This window comes from Stenotrophomonas sp. YJH_SMC_81, from assembly GCF_059370875.1.
Genome location: NZ_JCAFUB010000003.1, coordinates 254,556 through 269,160, shown reverse-complemented (window position 1 = coordinate 269,160; position 14,605 = coordinate 254,556). Strand labels below are relative to the sequence as shown.

Sequence of the window (14,605 nt, the reverse complement as noted above, 5' to 3'; positions counted from 1 at the left end):
CGGCAACCCCGACAAACCCTGGGGGGTCAGAGCCGTTTTCCGATGGAGAACGGATCCGACCCCGGTCAGTCGTGAAGCTGGCGCGGCTTCTTCCAGAACTGCCAGCGCTGGCCACGGTCCAGCTGGAACTGCAGGCCATCCTCGAAGTCCAGTACCAGCCGCTGCAGTTCGCCACGCTTGAGCGCGGCCAGCAGCGGCCGGATCGCATCGTTGCCGAGCTGCTGCAGCGAACGCAGCTGGCGCAGATCAACGAGTGCATCCACCGCTTGTTCGCCATCCACGGCCACACCGGCCGCCAGGGCCAGGCCCTGCAGCAGGGCATCGCGGCTGCGCACCTGTGCGTGCGGCGTGCTGACCGATACCGGCATCACGCCACCGCCCCAGAACCACAGCGAATTGATCGGCTGTTGTCCTTGCGCGGCGCGCTGCTGGTTCCAGGAATGGTTGTGCAGCAGTACCTGCGCCTCGGTCATCAGCGCCCGCCAGCGGCGGCCGCCCTCGCCTTCCGGCAGGTGCGAGAACAGGTCATCCCCGAGCACCTCTTCCGGACTGTCGAAGTCCGGCAGGGCCAGGTCGATCGGCAGGCGCAGGTACCAGCGCGAGGGATCGGGTGCGTCGAGCACGAAGCCGGCATCGGCAAACAGCGGCTGCAGCACTGGCAGCAGGGCGAGGCTGTCGGCCAGCGTCGGCCGCAGTGTTTCGCCGTAGGCCATCATCCGCGCGCCGTGCATGTCCGGCACCATGCAGGCCGGATCGGCACGCAGCCAGCTGGCGCCGGCGGCATCGCCGACGTCGCGCTGGCGGGTCAACGCGGCCACCGGCCAGTGCGGCGCGGCAACCGAGAAATGGCGTGTCAGCTGCGCGCGCTCGCCCGGGACGACCTGCACCGTCGTGGCACGACCGAGCGCGCGTGCCACATCGTCCGGCAGCGCAGCCGCGGCAAAGCGGCTGCGTGCCGGCAACAGCAGGGTCGCCGTTGCCACCGGGTCAGTCCACGTAGCTGACGCTGACGATCTCGTACTCGCGTTGGCCGGCCGGGGCGTCGATCACGATCGAATCACCTTCCAGCTTGCCGATCATCGCGCGCGCCACCGGCGAGGAAATCGCGATCAGGCCCTGCTTGATGTCCGCCTCCAGGTCACCAACGATCTGGTACTTCTTCTCTTCGTCGGTTTCCACGTCGGCCAGGGTCACGCTGGCACCGAACACCACCTTGGAGCCGGCATTGAGCTTGCTCACGTCGATGATCTCGGCGTGCGACAGCTCGCCTTCGAGCTGCTTGATGCGGCCTTCGATGAAGCCCTGTTCCTCGCGCGCGGCGTGGTACTCGGCGTTCTCCTTCAGGTCGCCATGCTCACGTGCTTCGGCGATGGCCGCGATCACCTTCGGGCGCTTGACCGACTTCAGGTGATCCAGTTCGTCGCGCAGCTTCTGCGCGCCCTTCATCGTGATGGGGGCTCTCATGCATTCAACTCCTTGTGCAGCTCCTGCAGCGACCAGACGGGGCCGGTGCCGCGGAATTCCAGTGAATCCACCAGCGCCTTGGCGCCGGCAATGGTGGTCGAGTAGGTGACGCGATGCTGCAGCGCCTCGCGACGGATCGAGAACGAGTCGTTGATCGCCGAACGACCTTCGGTCGTGTTGACGATGTAGACGATCTCGCCGTTCTTGATCGAGTCGACGATGTGCGGACGGCCTTCGACCACCTTGTTGATGATCTCGCAGTCCATGCCGTGCTGCTGCAGCCACGCGGCGGTGCCACGCGTCGCGACCAGACTGTAGCCACGCGCCAGCAGCGCCTTGGCCACCGGCAGCACGCGCTTCTTGTCCGGATCGCGGACCGAAACGAAGGCCTTGCCGACCGGCGGTGCCTTGATGCCGCCGGCTTCCTGCGCACGCGCGAAGGCGGCGTTGAAGCTGCGGCCCACGCCCATCACCTCACCGGTGGAGCGCATCTCCGGCCCGAGGATCGGGTCGACGCCCTGGAACTTGGCGAACGGGAAGATCGCTTCCTTCACCGAGTAGTAGTCCGGCACGATTTCCTTGGTCGCGCCCTGCTCGGCCAGCGTCTTGCCAGCCATGCAGCGGGCGGCGATCTTGGCCAGCGGCATGCCGGTGGCCTTGGACACGAACGGCACGGTGCGCGAGGCACGCGGGTTCACTTCCAGCAGGTAGATGGTGTCGGCACCTTCGTCGCTGGTCTGGATCGCGAACTGGGTGTTCATCAGGCCGACCACGTTCAGGGCCTTGGCCAGCTCCACCACCTGGCGGCGCAGTTCGGCCTGGGTTTCAGCCGACAGCGAGTACGGCGGCAGCGAGCAGGAGGAATCGCCCGAGTGCACGCCGGCTTCTTCGATGTGCTCCATCACGCCACCGATCAGGACGTTGCCATCCTTGTCGGCGATGATGTCGACGTCGCACTCCACGGCGTTGTCGAGGAAGCGGTCCAGCAGCACCGGCGAATCGTTGGACACCTTCACCGCGTCGCGCACGTAGCGGGCCAGGTCGGCTTCGCCGTAGACGATTTCCATGGCACGGCCGCCCAGCACGTAGCTCGGGCGCACCACCAGCGGGTAGCCGATCTCGCGGGCCAGCAGCAGGGCTTCCTGATCATTGCGGGCGATGCGGTTCGGCGGCTGCTTCAGCCCCAGCGTGTCGACCAGCTGCTGGAAGCGCTCGCGGTCTTCGGCCAGGTCGATCGAGTCCGGGCTGGTGCCGATCACCGGCACGCCGTTGGCTTCCAGCGCGCGCGCCAGCTTCAGCGGGGTCTGGCCGCCGTACTGCACGATCACGCCCTTCGGCTGTTCCAGTTCGACGATCTCCAGCACGTCTTCCAGGGTCAGCGGCTCGAAGTACAGGCGGTCGGAGGTGTCGTAGTCGGTCGACACGGTTTCCGGGTTGCAGTTGACCATGATGGTTTCATAGCCATCCTCGCGCAGCGCCAGCGCCGCGTGCACGCAGCAGTAGTCGAACTCGATGCCCTGGCCGATGCGGTTCGGGCCACCGCCCAGGATCATGATCTTGTCGCGGTTGCTCGGCGCGGCCTCGCACTCGTCCTCGTAGGTCGAGTACAGGTAGGCGGTACCGGTGGAGAATTCACCGGCACAGGAGTCCACGCGCTTGTAGACCGGGCGCACCTTGTGCGCACGACGCAGCGCGCGGATGGCGGCTTCGTTGGTGCCGGTCAGCTGCGCCAGGCGCGCGTCGGAGAAGCCAGCGCGCTTCAGCTTGCGCAGGCGTGCAGCGTCCAGTGCGTCGATGCCACCGGCGGCGACTTCGCCTTCCGCCGCGATGATTTCCTCGATCTGGTCCAGGAACCAGTGATCGATGAATGACAGTGCATAGATCTCTTCCACGCTCATGCCGGCGCGGAACGCATCGGCCACATAGAACAGGCGCTCCGGGCCCGGCGCCTTCAGCTCGCGACGCAGGGTCTGCAGGTCGTCTTCGTTGCCCAGGTCCAGACCGGTCGGGTCGAAGCCGACCTTGCCGGTTTCCAGGCCACGCAGGGCCTTCTGCACCGACTCCTGGAAGGTGCGGCCCATCGCCATCACCTCGCCCACCGACTTCATCTGGGTGGTCAAGCGGGCATCGGCGGCCGGGAACTTCTCGAAGGCGAAGCGCGGGATCTTGGTGACGACGTAGTCGATCGACGGCTCGAACGAGGCCGGGGTCAGGCCACCGGTGATTTCGTTCTTCAGTTCGTCCAGGGTGTAACCCACGGCCAGCTTGGCGGCGACCTTGGCGATCGGGAAGCCGGTGGCCTTGGAGGCCAGCGCCGAGGAACGCGACACACGCGGGTTCATCTCGATGACGACCACGCGGCCGGTCTTCGGGTTGATGCCGAACTGCACGTTCGAGCCGCCGGTGTCGACGCCGATCTTGCGCAGCACGGCGATGGAGGCATCGCGCAGGCGCTGATACTCCTTGTCGGTCAGGGTCTGCGCCGGCGCCACGGTGATCGAGTCACCGGTGTGCACGCCCATCGGATCCAGGTTCTCGATCGAGCAGACGATGATGCAGTTGTCCGCGGTATCGCGGACCACTTCCATCTCGAATTCCTTCCAGCCCAGCACCGACTCTTCCACCAGCACTTCGGTGGTCGGCGACAGCTCCAGGCCGCGGCTGACGATCTCGACCAGCTCTTCGCGGTTGTAGGCGATGCCGCCACCGCTGCCGCCCAGGGTGAAGCTGGGGCGGATGATGGTCGGATAGCCGACGCGGGTCTGGATTTCCAGCGCTTCGTCCAGGGTGTGGGCGACGGCGGCGGTCGGGCACTCCAGGCCGATCTCACCCATGGCCACGCGGAACAGCTCGCGGTCTTCGGCCATGCGGATCGCTTCGCGCTTGGCGCCGATCAGCTCGACGTTGTACTTCTCCAGCACGCCGTTGTCGGCCAGGTCCAGCGCGCAGTTCAGCGCGGTCTGGCCACCCATGGTCGGCAGCAGCGCATCGGGCTTTTCCTTGGCGATGATCTTCTCGACCGTCTGCCAGTTGATCGGCTCGATGTAGACGGCGTCGGCCATCTCCGGGTCGGTCATGATCGTGGCCGGGTTGCTGTTGACCAGCACCACGCGGTAACCCTCGTCACGCAGGGCCTTGCAGGCCTGGGCACCGGAGTAGTCGAACTCGCAGGCCTGGCCGATGACGATCGGGCCAGCACCGATGATGAGGATGGTCTTGAGGTCAGTGCGCTTGGGCATTTTCTTCTCTAAGTCAGTACAGCGTGACAAGGGGGAGTGATCGCACGCTGTCGATCAGGAATCTTGATCCGCAGCGCCGCGCCAGTGGCGGCAGCGATGCGGGGTTTACGGTCCATCGCGACGCCACCGGGGGGCCGGCGGCGTACTGATCACGCCTTGGCCTGCTCCATCAGCGCCACGAAACGGTCGAACAGCGGACCGACGTCGTGCGGGCCCGGCGATGCTTCCGGGTGGCCCTGGAACGAGAACGCCGGCACGTCGGTGCGGGCGACGCCCTGGTTGGTGCCGTCGAACAGCGAACGGTGGGTCACGCGCAGGGTCGGCGGCAGGGTTGCTTCGTCGATCGCGAAACCGTGGTTCTGCGAGGTGATCATCACCCGGCCGCTGTCCAGGTCCTGCACCGGGTGGTTGGCACCGTGGTGGCCGTGGCCCATCTTCATGGTCTGCGCGCCCGAGGCCAGGCCGAGCAGCTGGTGGCCCAGGCAGATGCCGAAGGTCGGGACCTTCACGTCGATGAAGGTCTTGATCGCTTCGATGGCGTAGTCGCACGGCTCCGGGTCACCTGGGCCGTTGGACAGGAACACGCCGTCCGGCTTCAGTGCCAGCACCTCGGCGGCCGGGGTCTGCGCCGGCACCACGGTCACTTCGCAGCCGCGCTCGGCCAGCATGCGCAGGATGTTGGTCTTCACGCCGAAGTCGTAGGCCACGACCTTGAACCGGGCCGGCACGCTGACGAAGGCGTTGGCATCCAGGTCCAGCTGGCCCTCGGTCCAGGTGTAGGTCTTCTCGGTAGTGACGACCTTGGCCAGATCCATGCCCTTCAGCCCCGGGAACTTGCGGGCGGCTTCCAGTGCCTTTTCCACGTCGATGTCGCCGGCCATCAGCGCACCGTTCTGCGCGCCCTTCTCGCGCAGGATGCGGGTCAGCTTGCGGGTGTCGATGCCGGCGATGGCGACCACGCCACGCTGGATCAGCCAGTCCTGCAGCGACACCTGGCTGCGCCAGTTGCTGGGGCGGCGCGGAACGTCGCGCACGATCAGGCCGGCCGACCACACCTTGGACGCTTCGTCGTCCTGGTCGGTCATGCCGGTGTTGCCGATATGCGGATAGGTCAGCGTGACCATCTGCCGGGCGTAGGACGGGTCGGTCAACACTTCCTGATAGCCGGTCATGGCGGTGTTGAACACCACCTCACCGATGGACAGGCCGGGCGCGCCTACGGATTCGCCCTCGAATACGGTGCCGTCTTCGAGGACGAGGATTGCGGCTTGGGTCACGGGAATCTCACTTTGGCTACCGAGGGGGCTGCCGAAGTCACGCCTGCGCTTCACGGAAATCCGGTTGCAAAAAAGCGCGGACGTACGGTCTGGGACCGGTCCGGCTTTCGTGATTCGGCGAGTGCGAATTGTAGCGCTGCCGGGGCGCTCGCGCCAGCGGTTATCGCGCTTCATGAACAGGCGATTGCGCATTCATTTCGATCCGGCCGGGTATGCGGCACCCGCCACCCGGTAGTGCCGGCCGCTGGCCGGCAACCCCATTGGCTCCCGTCACCCAAGGTTGCCGGCCAGCGGCCGGCACTACCGCCTTACGCCAGCAGGTCCCGCACCCGGTAGCTGCCCGGGGCCCGGCCCTGCAGCTGGCGGGCGGCGAACAGGGCGCCGCGGGCGAAGATGTCGCGGTTGGTGGCCCGGTGTACCAGCTCGATGCGCTCGCCCAGCCCGGTGAACTGCACCAGGTGCTCGCCGACGATGTCGCCGGCGCGCAGGCTGGCGTAATGCGGTTCCGCCCCACCCCGCTGGGCGGCCGCGCCCAGGGTCAGTGCAGTGCCCGATGGCGCGTCCTTCTTCTGGGTGTGGTGCGATTCGACGATGTCGCAGTCCCAGCCGGCCAGCGCCTGCGCCGCGCGCTCCACCAGTTCGTCCAGTACGGCCACGCCCAGGCTGAAGTTCGAGGCCCATACCAGCGGGATCTTCGCCGCTGCCGCATCCAACGCCTGGCGCTGCGTGCTGGAAATGCCGGTGGTACCCGACACCAGTCCTGCCCCGCGATCCACGCACAGCGCCAGCAGCGGGTCGAAGCCCTCCGGCAGGCTGAAGTCAATGGCCACGTCGAACACCGGCGCACCGGGCAGTTCGCTGGCCGCGAAGAACGGCACGCCGTCGACTACGCGCTGGGCCGGCGCGCGACCGGTCACGGCGGCCACGATCTGCAGGGTTTCGGAATGTTCGGCGACCAGCCGCAGCAGGGCTTGGCCCATGCGCCCGGAGGCACCGTGAATGAGCAATCGCAGGGGAGTCTGGTTCATGCCTGCAGGCTAGCGGCAGCACGCCCGCTCCGGCAAGCGCCATCGCTGCGATGCTGCTTGCCCCTGCGGTGACGGGTTTGCCACTGGACGCGGCAATGCTCCCCTTCAAGTCTGTGGCCCTTCCCTCAGCCCGGGCAAAACCCATGAAATCCTCGACCGTCTTCAGCAAATGCGCCAGGAAGACCGGTTATGCCGGGACGTCGACCACGCGCTACCGCTTGCTGGATGCCGCCCTGCTTGTCGTTAATCACCAGCGCGCCAGCGAAAGCCGGGGCTTCTATGTGAATGCTGGACTCTACTTTCCAGAGCTGCTCGCGTATCCCCTCGCGCCTGACGATCTTGAAACGGCTTTCCGGTACCGCTCCAGCATTCCCACGCCCCATGTCGACTGGCGGATCGAAGAAACGCCAGGCCTGCGCCGGACCTTCATCCAGCAGGACCTTGAAGATCTGCTGGAGGCCGGCAACCGCGACGCGTTGAAGGCCCTGCTGCTCGATGCCCTGGCCGACGTGGCGGGTTTCGCCGCAGCCCATGGAAACCGCGAATCGGTGCGGCGATTGAATCAGGACGGGAACTTCCGCGCGATCATCCGCAGAGAGGTCTGAACCCTGGAAAGCGTGCGGGTCGAAAGTTCGCACCCTCCGGACAGCCGCGGTCCAGCATGGCTGGACGCTACTTCTTGGTCGGCCCGCAGCTGTCGCACCCCCCACAGGCACCGCCACCACCGCTGGCCGGCGGCGCGATCTTCCGCCCCAGCGCCTGCAGCCAGGCCGCGCGACCCGGCTTCAGCAGGGCCAGCGCCAAGGCCCCGCGCAGCGTGCGCACGGTACCCGGGAACTGCTTCTTCAGTACCACCCAGGCACTGACCAGCACGGCCACCGCGATGATCAGGTACTGGATCAGCAGCCCGGTATCCATCAGCCGCCTCCCAGCGCCTTGGTCACCTGATAGGTGATCAGCGCGGCCACGTAAGCCGCGGCAAACAGGTAGAACGCGGCAAAGCCCATCTGCTTCCACGAGTTGGTCTCGCGTTTGATGGTCGCCAGCGTCGAGATGCACATCGGGGCGTAGATGTACCAGACCAGCAGCGACAGGGCCGTGGCCAGCGACCAGCCATCGCTGATCAACGGGGTCAGCGCCTGGCTGGCGGCATCGTCATCGGCGGCCGACAGCGCATACACGGTGGCCAGCGAAGATACCGCCACCTCACGCGCGGCCAGGCCCGGGATCAGCGCGATGCAGATCTGCCAGTTGAAGCCCAGCGGTGCGAAGAACACCGCCATCGCATGGCCGATCCGGCCGGCGTAGCTGTAGTCGATGGCCGGCATCGTGGCATCGGCCGGGGCCGCCGGGAACGACAGCAGCACCCACAGCAGGATGGTCAGCGCCAGGATGATGCCGCCGACACGCTTGAGGAAGATCATGCCGCGCTCATACAGGCCCACCGCCAGGTCACGCACATGTGGCAGGCGGTACGACGGCAGCTCCAGCATCAGCGGATGCTCGCTCTTGTCGCGGCGCCATTTCTTCATGATCCACGACATCGCCAGCGCACTGAGGATGCCGGCGGCGTACAGGCCGAACAGGACCAGGCCCTGCTGGTTGAATACCCCCCACACCGTCTTCTGCGGAATGAATGCACCGATCAGCAGGGCGTACACCGGCAGGCGCGCCGAGCAGGTCATCAGCGGTGCGACCAGGATGGTGGCCAGGCGGTCACGCGGGTCCTGGATGCTGCGCGTGGACATGATGCCCGGCACCGCGCAGGCGAAGCTGGACAGCAGCGGGATGAATGAGCGGCCGGACAGGCCGGCGGCGGCCATCATGCGGTCGAGCAGGAACGCCGCACGTGGCAGGTAGCCGGATTCCTCCAGCACCAGGATGAAGAAGAACAGGATCAGGATCTGCGGCAGGAACACCACCACGCCACCGACGCCGGCGATGATGCCGTCGGTCAGCAGGCTGGCCAGGGGGCCCTCCGGCAACACGCTGCCAACGAGAGCACCGAGCCAGGCGAAGCCAGCCTCGATGCCATCCATCAACGGCGTCGCCCAGGCGTACACCGCCTGGAAGATCAGGAACATCACCACTGCAAGGCTGATCAGCCCGAACACCGGGTGCAGCAGCCAGCGGTCCAGCGCGTCGTCGATCTTCGCGGTCCGCGCCGGCATCCGCACGGCGACCGACAGGATCTCGCGCACCTTGCCGTGGTAATCGATGCCACCTTCCGGGCCCGGCACCGGCGCATTCAGGTGCGGCACCATCGCATCGAGGCGCTCGACCAGGGCCTTGGCACCCTGCTTGCGCACCGCCACGGTCTCCACCACCGGTACGCCCAGCTCGCGCTCCAGCGCGGCCACGTCCACCTGGATGCCACGGCGCTGGGCCGCATCGACCATGTTCAGCGCCACCACCATCGGCTTGCCCAGCTCACGCAGCTCCAGCGCGAAGCGCAGGTGCAGGCGCAGGTTGGTGGCGTCGATCACGCACAGCAGCACGTCCGGCGCAGCTTCGCCCGGGTAGAAGCCCCGGCACAGGTCACGGGTAATCGCCTCGTCCAGGCTGGCCGGATGCAGGCTGTAGGCGCCCGGCAGGTCGAGCACGGCGAATTCGCGGCCGGACGGCGCACGCAGGCGGCCTTCCTTGCGCTCGACGGTGACGCCGGTGTAGTTGGCGACCTTCTGCCGGCTGCCGGTCAGCTGGTTGAACAGCGCGGTCTTGCCGCTGTTGGGGTTGCCGACCAGCGCGATGCGCAGCGGTGAGGCGGAGACAATGGCGGTCATGCGCGTCGTTCCTGACTGACGGCGTCGACCACGACGCGCTTGGCTTCACTGATCCGCAGCGCGAACCGGGTGAACCCGACCTGCACCAGCAGCGGCTCGCCCCCCACCGGGCCCTTGGCCACCAGGCGTACTTCCTCGCCATTCACGAAACCCAGCTCGCGCAGGCGGCGGGCAATGGCATCGTTGGCATGCAGGTCCTGCACGGACTCGACCACGGCCGAGGTGTGCAGCGGCAGTTCGGACAGCGTCATCTAGCGTGTTCTCTGCTGGATGTAAATGGTTCTCGATTCTAACATTCCCGCGTCGCGTCATGGCCCATGACCAATGGCCCGCTATGATCCATACAGGTATGGAGTGACCCTGGAATCCCATGAACGATGCTTTGCAGATCGAGCGCCGTGGCGCTGTCCTCACCCTCTGGCTGAACCGGCCGGAGCTGCACAACGCCTTTGACGCCAGCCTGATCGCCCGGCTGACTGCCGCACTGGAAGCCGCCGGCGGCGATGATTCGGTCCGGGCCGTGGTGGTCGCCGGTCACGGCGCTTCCTTCTCGGCCGGTGCCGACATGCAGTGGATGCGTGGCATGGCCGCGGCCAGCGAGGCCGACAACCGCGAGGACTCGCTTGCCCTGGCGCGGCTGATGCGCACCCTGGACGAGCTGCCCAAGCCGACCCTGGCCCGGGTCCACGGCGCGGCCTTCGGTGGCGGCGTCGGCCTGGTTGCCTGCTGCGACATTGCCATCGCCAGCACCGCGGCCCGCTTCGGCCTGACCGAAAGCCGCCTGGGCCTGCTGCCCGCCGTCATCTCGCCCTACGTGATCGAGGCCATCGGCCCGCGCCAGGCCCGTCGCTGGTTCGCCACCGGCGAGCACTTCGATGCCGACACCGCGCTGCGCATCGGCCTGGTCCATCAACTGGTCGAACCCGAGCGCCTGGACGAGGCGCTGGAACGCCAGCTGGCCCTGCTCGACAAGGCCGGCCCGATCGCCTCGTCCACCGCCAAGCAGCTGGTGCGGCAGGTCCGCGACAGCCATGACCGCGACGCACTGGATCGCGATAATGCGGCCCTGATCGCGCGCCTGCGGGTCTCCGCCGAGGGCCAGGAAGGCCTGGGCGCCTTCCTCGACAAGCGCGCCCCCCACTGGGTCACGGAAGCCTGAACATGCTCGATCATCTTGGTTTGACCAGCGCCGACCTGGCGCGCAGCAGGACCTTCTTCCTGCAGGCACTGGCGCCGCTGCAGATCGGCGTGGTGATGGAAGTGACCGCCGAACAGACCGGCGACCACGACCACGTCGGCTTCGGCAGCGACGGCAAGCCGTTCTTCTGGCTCGGCAATGGCGGCACCGCCAGTCACGGCGTACACGTGGCCTTCGCCTGCGCCAGCCGTGCGCAGGTGGATGCCTTCCATGCCGCCGCGCTCGCCGCCGGCGGCCGCGACAACGGCGCGCCGGGCCTGCGCCCGTGGTATCACCCGGATTACTACGCGGCCTTCGTGCTCGACCCGGACGGCAACAACATCGAAGCGGTCTGCCACCGCCCCGCCGATGGGGCAGCCGCATGAGCGATTACGTCCGCATCGTCGAGGTCGGCCCGCGTGACGGCCTGCAGAACGAAAAGCAGTCGGTGTCCACCGCCGACAAGATCGAACTGATCAACCGCCTGTCGGCCACCGGCCTGCGCAGCATCGAGGCGACCAGCTTCGTCAGCCCGAAGTGGATCCCGCAACTGGCCGACGCCGCCGAGGTCTATGCCGGCATCCAGCGCAGGCCGGGTGTCCACTACCCGGTGCTGGTACCGAACGAACAGGGCTACGACCGCGCCCGTGCGGTCGGCGTCGAGGAGGTGGCGGTGTTCACTGCCGCGTCCGAGGCGTTCAACCGCACCAATACCAATGCCGGCATCGACGAGTCGCTCGCCCGGTTCGAGCCCATCCTGCGCCGCGCCGCCGCCGATGGCGTGCGCGTGCGCGGCTACGTCTCCACCGTGCTCGGCTGCCCCTACCAGGGCGAGGTGCCGCTGGCCGACGTGGTGCGCGTGGCGCGCGCGCTGCACCAGATGGGCTGTTACGAAATCTCGCTGGGCGACACCATCGGCGTCGGCACCCCGCGCAAGGCACGGGCGATGCTGCAGGCGGTGGCGGCCGAGATTCCGATGACGGCACTGGCCGTGCACTTCCACGACACCTACGGCCAGGCCATCGCCAACATCGCCACCTGCCTGGAAGAAGGCGTGCGCGTGGTCGACAGTGCCGTCTCCGGCGCCGGTGGCTGCCCGTATGCGAAGGGCGCCAGCGGCAATGTGGCCAGCGAAGACGTGGTCTACCTGCTGCAGGGCCTGGGCCTGGACAGCGGCGTGGACCTGCCGGCACTGGCCGAGACCGGCCGCTGGCTGGCCGGCCTGCTCGGTCGCGCCACCGCCAGCCGCACCGGGCAGGCGCTGGCCGCCGCAGGTTGACCGCCGCACTGCGCCGCCCTGCTGCGGCGGCGCAGTGCACAACAGCGACGGTCGCGGCTTCCGTTAGAATCGGCGGTTCTCGAACCTGCAGGACCGTTCAATGCAGCTGTCTTCCGTACGTGCCGTGATCACTGGTGGCGTCTCCGGCCTCGGCCTGGCCGTGGCCCAGCACCTCGTCGCCCAGGGCGGCAAGGTGGCCCTGTTCGATCTCAACGACGACAAGGGTGCGACCGCCGTTGCCGGGCTGGGTGCCGACAACGCCCGCTATTTCAACGTCAACGTCAGCGATGAGGCCGCCGTGGCTGCGGCCATCGACCAGGCCCACGATTTCCTCGGCGGCCTGAACGTGGCAATGAACTGCGCCGGCATCCTCGGCGCCGGCCGCGTGCTGGGCAAGGACGGCCCGATGCCGCTGGCCGGCTTCCAGGGCACGGTGATGGTCAATCTGGTCGGCAGCTTCAATGTCGCCAAGGCCGCGGCCAACCGCATGCAGCACAACGAGGCCGGCATCGATGGCGAGCGCGGGGTGATCATCAACACCGCCAGCATCGCCGCCTATGAAGGCCAGATCGGCCAGGCCGCCTATGCCGCCAGCAAGGGCGGCGTGGTGTCGATGACGCTGCCGATGGCACGCGAACTGTCGCGCTTCGGGATCCGCGTCAATACCATCGCCCCGGGCGTGTTCTGGACGCCGATGGTCGATGGCATGCCCGAAGCCGTGCAGCAGTCGCTGGCCGCCTCGATCCCGTTCCCGTCGCGCCTGGGCAAGCCGGAAGACTTCGCCAGCCTGGTCGGCTTCATCCTTGGCAACACCTACCTCAACGGCGAGACCATCCGCCTGGACGGCGCTACCCGCCTCGCTCCGAAGTGATTCCCCCGGGCGCCGGGACGGCGCCCTCCCCCAACGACCTAGATCACCATGAAAGCCAACGACATCAAGAAGGGCAACGTCGTCGAGTACAACAACGGCGTGTACCAGATCCGCGACATCGAGCGCAGCTCGCCGCAGGGTCGCGGCGGCAACGTCCGCTTCCGCTTCATCATGTACAGCGTGCCGGGCGGCAACAAGCTCGACGCCAGCTTCGATGCCGACGACAACCTGGTCGAGGTCGAACTGCTGCGCCGCCAGTCCACCTATTCGTACAAGGACGGCGATGCCTTCGTGTTCCTCGATGACGAGGACTACACCCCGTACACCCTGGACGCGGACGTGATCGGCGACGACGCCGGTTACATCACCGACGGCCTGACCGGCATCTACGTGCAGGTGATCGACGAGCAGCCGGTGGCGATCCAGCTGCCGGCCTCCGTGGTGCTGGAAGTGATCGAGACGCCGCCGGAACTGAAGGGTGGCACCGCCACCAAGCGCCCGAAGCCGGCCAAGCTCAACACCGGCATCGAGATCATGGTGCCGGAGTACATCGTCAACGGCGAGCGCGTGCTGGTGAACACCGCCACCGGCGAATTCGCCGGCCGTGCCGACTAAGCACCCTGCGCCGATCGTCTGCCGATCGCTGCCTGCGGCAAGTTCGCCGCAGGCAGCAAGCGGCGCATCGCTGACAGCAGTTGTGTAGAGCCGAGCCCGCGCTCGGCTGCGGTGGGTTGGACAGGTGCTGCAGCCGAGCGTGGGCTCGGCTCTACAGGAAACTTACGGCTGTTTCGCACCGAAGTTGCCGCAGCCATGGTACTGGCGGGTACCGACAGTCAGCATCGCCTTGGCCTCGAATGCCTCGCCGCTCATGTCATCCTGGCAGGTGGTGCGCTGGAAGCTGAGCTTGACGTCGGTGCCGTCGGACGCCTTGCCGCTCCATCCATCAGCGCCCTGGGTGGGCCTGGCCACGTCAAAGCGGCGCTCGCCGTAGTCAACTTCCACCTGCAGGCCCGGCATATCGCCATCGACGACTGCTAGCCATCCAGGTTCATTGCCGGTGGCACGGAACGCGGCATTGCCGGCGCTGCCATCGCCTTCGGTGGCTTCCACCGCATGGCACTCGCGATCCGGCTCGCCCTTCAGGCTCAGCAGGCCATCATCGCTGCCCTTGGTCCAGAAGCTGTTGCCAAGGCCATCGCTGTACTTGGCGCCGGATGCCGCGCGCTCGGAGGTCATGGCGAAGCGACGCTCGCCGATCACCAGCGTGGCAGCATCCTCGCCATTGAAGGTCGCGCCCACACTCAGATCACCACACTGGTAGGCGGTCTCGCTGCCACCTTCCGTGTTGGCGCTCGGCTGCAGCGTGGCAGGCGAGGCGTCATTGCTGCCCGCCGCGGGTGCCTGGGCCGGCTGGCACGCGGCCAGGACCAACCCCAGGGACGCTGCCAACAGACTGGGAACTACACGCATGGCTCGACTCCTTGTCG

General features: G+C 67.3%; 15 protein-coding genes. 6 read left to right on the top strand and 9 right to left on the bottom strand.

What is annotated here, in order from left to right; genetic code table 11:
* Positions 1-65 precede the first annotated feature (65 nt).
* The 5 genes from AC5P8U_RS07730 to dapB form a co-directional block, all read right to left on the bottom strand.
* Entirely contained in the window at positions 66-983 is a 918-nt protein-coding gene (locus AC5P8U_RS07730) for a phosphoglycerate mutase (RefSeq protein ID WP_088497767.1), read from the bottom strand.
* 4 nt (positions 984-987) lie between these two features.
* On the bottom strand, positions 988-1,452 hold the full coding sequence (gene greA, locus AC5P8U_RS07725; protein ID WP_181453298.1) for a transcription elongation factor GreA: 465 nt from the start codon (positions 1,450-1,452) through the stop codon (positions 988-990).
* Between the two features lie 8 nt (positions 1,453-1,460).
* Positions 1,461-4,703 (bottom strand): carbamoyl-phosphate synthase large subunit, encoded by a 3,243-nt coding sequence (gene carB / locus AC5P8U_RS07720; protein ID WP_188241349.1) that lies wholly within the window; start codon positions 4,701-4,703, stop codon positions 1,461-1,463.
* 149 nt (positions 4,704-4,852) lie between these two features.
* A complete protein-coding gene (gene carA / locus AC5P8U_RS07715; RefSeq protein WP_111008333.1) occupies positions 4,853-5,980 on the bottom strand; it encodes a glutamine-hydrolyzing carbamoyl-phosphate synthase small subunit in 1,128 nt (375 codons plus the stop codon).
* A 308-nt stretch (positions 5,981-6,288) separates the two neighbouring features.
* Entirely contained in the window at positions 6,289-7,008 is a 720-nt protein-coding gene (gene dapB / locus AC5P8U_RS07710; RefSeq protein ID WP_495214036.1) for a 4-hydroxy-tetrahydrodipicolinate reductase, read from the bottom strand.
* Between the two features lie 143 nt (positions 7,009-7,151).
* Here dapB and AC5P8U_RS07705 point away from each other — a divergent pair, with 143 nt between their 5' ends.
* Complete coding sequence (locus AC5P8U_RS07705) at positions 7,152-7,613, top strand: DUF4304 domain-containing protein (protein WP_072168998.1); 462 nt, start codon at positions 7,152-7,154, stop codon at positions 7,611-7,613.
* A 67-nt stretch (positions 7,614-7,680) separates the two neighbouring features.
* Here AC5P8U_RS07705 and AC5P8U_RS07700 read toward each other — a convergent pair whose 3' ends face one another.
* From AC5P8U_RS07700 to AC5P8U_RS07690, 3 genes are read right to left on the bottom strand one after another with little or no spacing between them, the layout of a single operon-like run.
* Positions 7,681-7,926: a DUF6587 family protein gene (locus AC5P8U_RS07700; protein WP_065177612.1), complete on the bottom strand. Its 246-nt coding sequence runs from the start codon at positions 7,924-7,926 to the stop codon at positions 7,681-7,683.
* Positions 7,926-9,791, bottom strand: a complete 1,866-nt coding sequence (feoB, locus tag AC5P8U_RS07695; protein WP_447897459.1) for a ferrous iron transporter B — start codon at positions 9,789-9,791, stop codon at positions 7,926-7,928. The genes AC5P8U_RS07700 and feoB overlap by 1 nt, the downstream gene beginning before the upstream one ends.
* Entirely contained in the window at positions 9,788-10,042 is a 255-nt protein-coding gene (locus AC5P8U_RS07690; RefSeq protein WP_049464336.1) for a FeoA family protein, read from the bottom strand. The genes feoB and AC5P8U_RS07690 overlap by 4 nt, the downstream gene beginning before the upstream one ends.
* A 119-nt stretch (positions 10,043-10,161) precedes the next feature.
* On the opposite strand from AC5P8U_RS07690, the gene AC5P8U_RS07685 reads away from it, so the two are divergent.
* The 5 genes from AC5P8U_RS07685 to yeiP all read left to right on the top strand — a co-directional run bounded on the left by AC5P8U_RS07685 (position 10,162) and on the right by yeiP (position 13,733).
* Positions 10,162-10,950 carry an enoyl-CoA hydratase/isomerase family protein gene (locus AC5P8U_RS07685; RefSeq protein WP_061479265.1) on the top strand — a complete coding sequence of 263 codons (789 nt, stop codon included), beginning with the start codon at positions 10,162-10,164 and terminating at the stop codon, positions 10,948-10,950.
* Positions 10,951-10,952: 2 nt separating this feature from the next.
* Positions 10,953-11,354 carry a VOC family protein gene (locus tag AC5P8U_RS07680; protein WP_072169000.1) on the top strand — a complete coding sequence of 134 codons (402 nt, stop codon included), beginning with the start codon at positions 10,953-10,955 and terminating at the stop codon, positions 11,352-11,354.
* Entirely contained in the window at positions 11,351-12,247 is an 897-nt protein-coding gene (locus tag AC5P8U_RS07675) for a hydroxymethylglutaryl-CoA lyase (RefSeq protein WP_065177609.1), read from the top strand. Before AC5P8U_RS07680 ends, AC5P8U_RS07675 begins: the two co-directional genes overlap by 4 nt.
* A 100-nt stretch (positions 12,248-12,347) precedes the next feature.
* Positions 12,348-13,118 (top strand): SDR family oxidoreductase, encoded by a 771-nt coding sequence (locus tag AC5P8U_RS07670; protein ID WP_065196763.1) that lies wholly within the window; start codon positions 12,348-12,350, stop codon positions 13,116-13,118.
* 48 nt (positions 13,119-13,166) lie between these two features.
* Positions 13,167-13,733: an elongation factor P-like protein YeiP gene (gene yeiP / locus AC5P8U_RS07665; protein WP_005409468.1), complete on the top strand. Its 567-nt coding sequence runs from the start codon at positions 13,167-13,169 to the stop codon at positions 13,731-13,733.
* 162 nt (positions 13,734-13,895) lie between these two features.
* On the opposite strand, the gene AC5P8U_RS07660 is transcribed toward yeiP, so the two are convergent.
* Positions 13,896-14,588, bottom strand: a complete 693-nt coding sequence (locus AC5P8U_RS07660) for a COG3650 family protein (protein ID WP_072169001.1) — start codon at positions 14,586-14,588, stop codon at positions 13,896-13,898.
* Positions 14,589-14,605: the final 17 nt, after the last annotated feature.

What these genes read in the sequence shown, in the direction of transcription:
- carB (WP_188241349.1), bottom strand. Translation starts at nt 4,703, where the DNA reads ATGCCCAAGCGCACTGACCTCAAGACCATCCTCATCATCGGTGCTGGC.
- dapB (WP_495214036.1), bottom strand. Translation starts at nt 7,008, where the DNA reads ATGAACCAGACTCCCCTGCGATTGCTCATTCACGGTGCCTCCGGGCGC.
- AC5P8U_RS07705 (WP_072168998.1), top strand. Translation starts at nt 7,152, where the DNA reads ATGAAATCCTCGACCGTCTTCAGCAAATGCGCCAGGAAGACCGGTTAT.
- AC5P8U_RS07700 (WP_065177612.1), bottom strand. Translation starts at nt 7,926, where the DNA reads ATGGATACCGGGCTGCTGATCCAGTACCTGATCATCGCGGTGGCCGTG.
- feoB (WP_447897459.1), bottom strand. Translation starts at nt 9,791, where the DNA reads ATGACCGCCATTGTCTCCGCCTCACCGCTGCGCATCGCGCTGGTCGGC.
- AC5P8U_RS07690 (WP_049464336.1), bottom strand. Translation starts at nt 10,042, where the DNA reads ATGACGCTGTCCGAACTGCCGCTGCACACCTCGGCCGTGGTCGAGTCC.
- AC5P8U_RS07685 (WP_061479265.1), top strand. Translation starts at nt 10,162, where the DNA reads ATGAACGATGCTTTGCAGATCGAGCGCCGTGGCGCTGTCCTCACCCTC.
- AC5P8U_RS07680 (WP_072169000.1), top strand. Translation starts at nt 10,953, where the DNA reads ATGCTCGATCATCTTGGTTTGACCAGCGCCGACCTGGCGCGCAGCAGG.
- AC5P8U_RS07675 (WP_065177609.1), top strand. Translation starts at nt 11,351, where the DNA reads ATGAGCGATTACGTCCGCATCGTCGAGGTCGGCCCGCGTGACGGCCTG.
- AC5P8U_RS07670 (WP_065196763.1), top strand. Translation starts at nt 12,348, where the DNA reads ATGCAGCTGTCTTCCGTACGTGCCGTGATCACTGGTGGCGTCTCCGGC.
- yeiP (WP_005409468.1), top strand. Translation starts at nt 13,167, where the DNA reads ATGAAAGCCAACGACATCAAGAAGGGCAACGTCGTCGAGTACAACAAC.
- AC5P8U_RS07660 (WP_072169001.1), bottom strand. Translation starts at nt 14,588, where the DNA reads ATGCGTGTAGTTCCCAGTCTGTTGGCAGCGTCCCTGGGGTTGGTCCTG.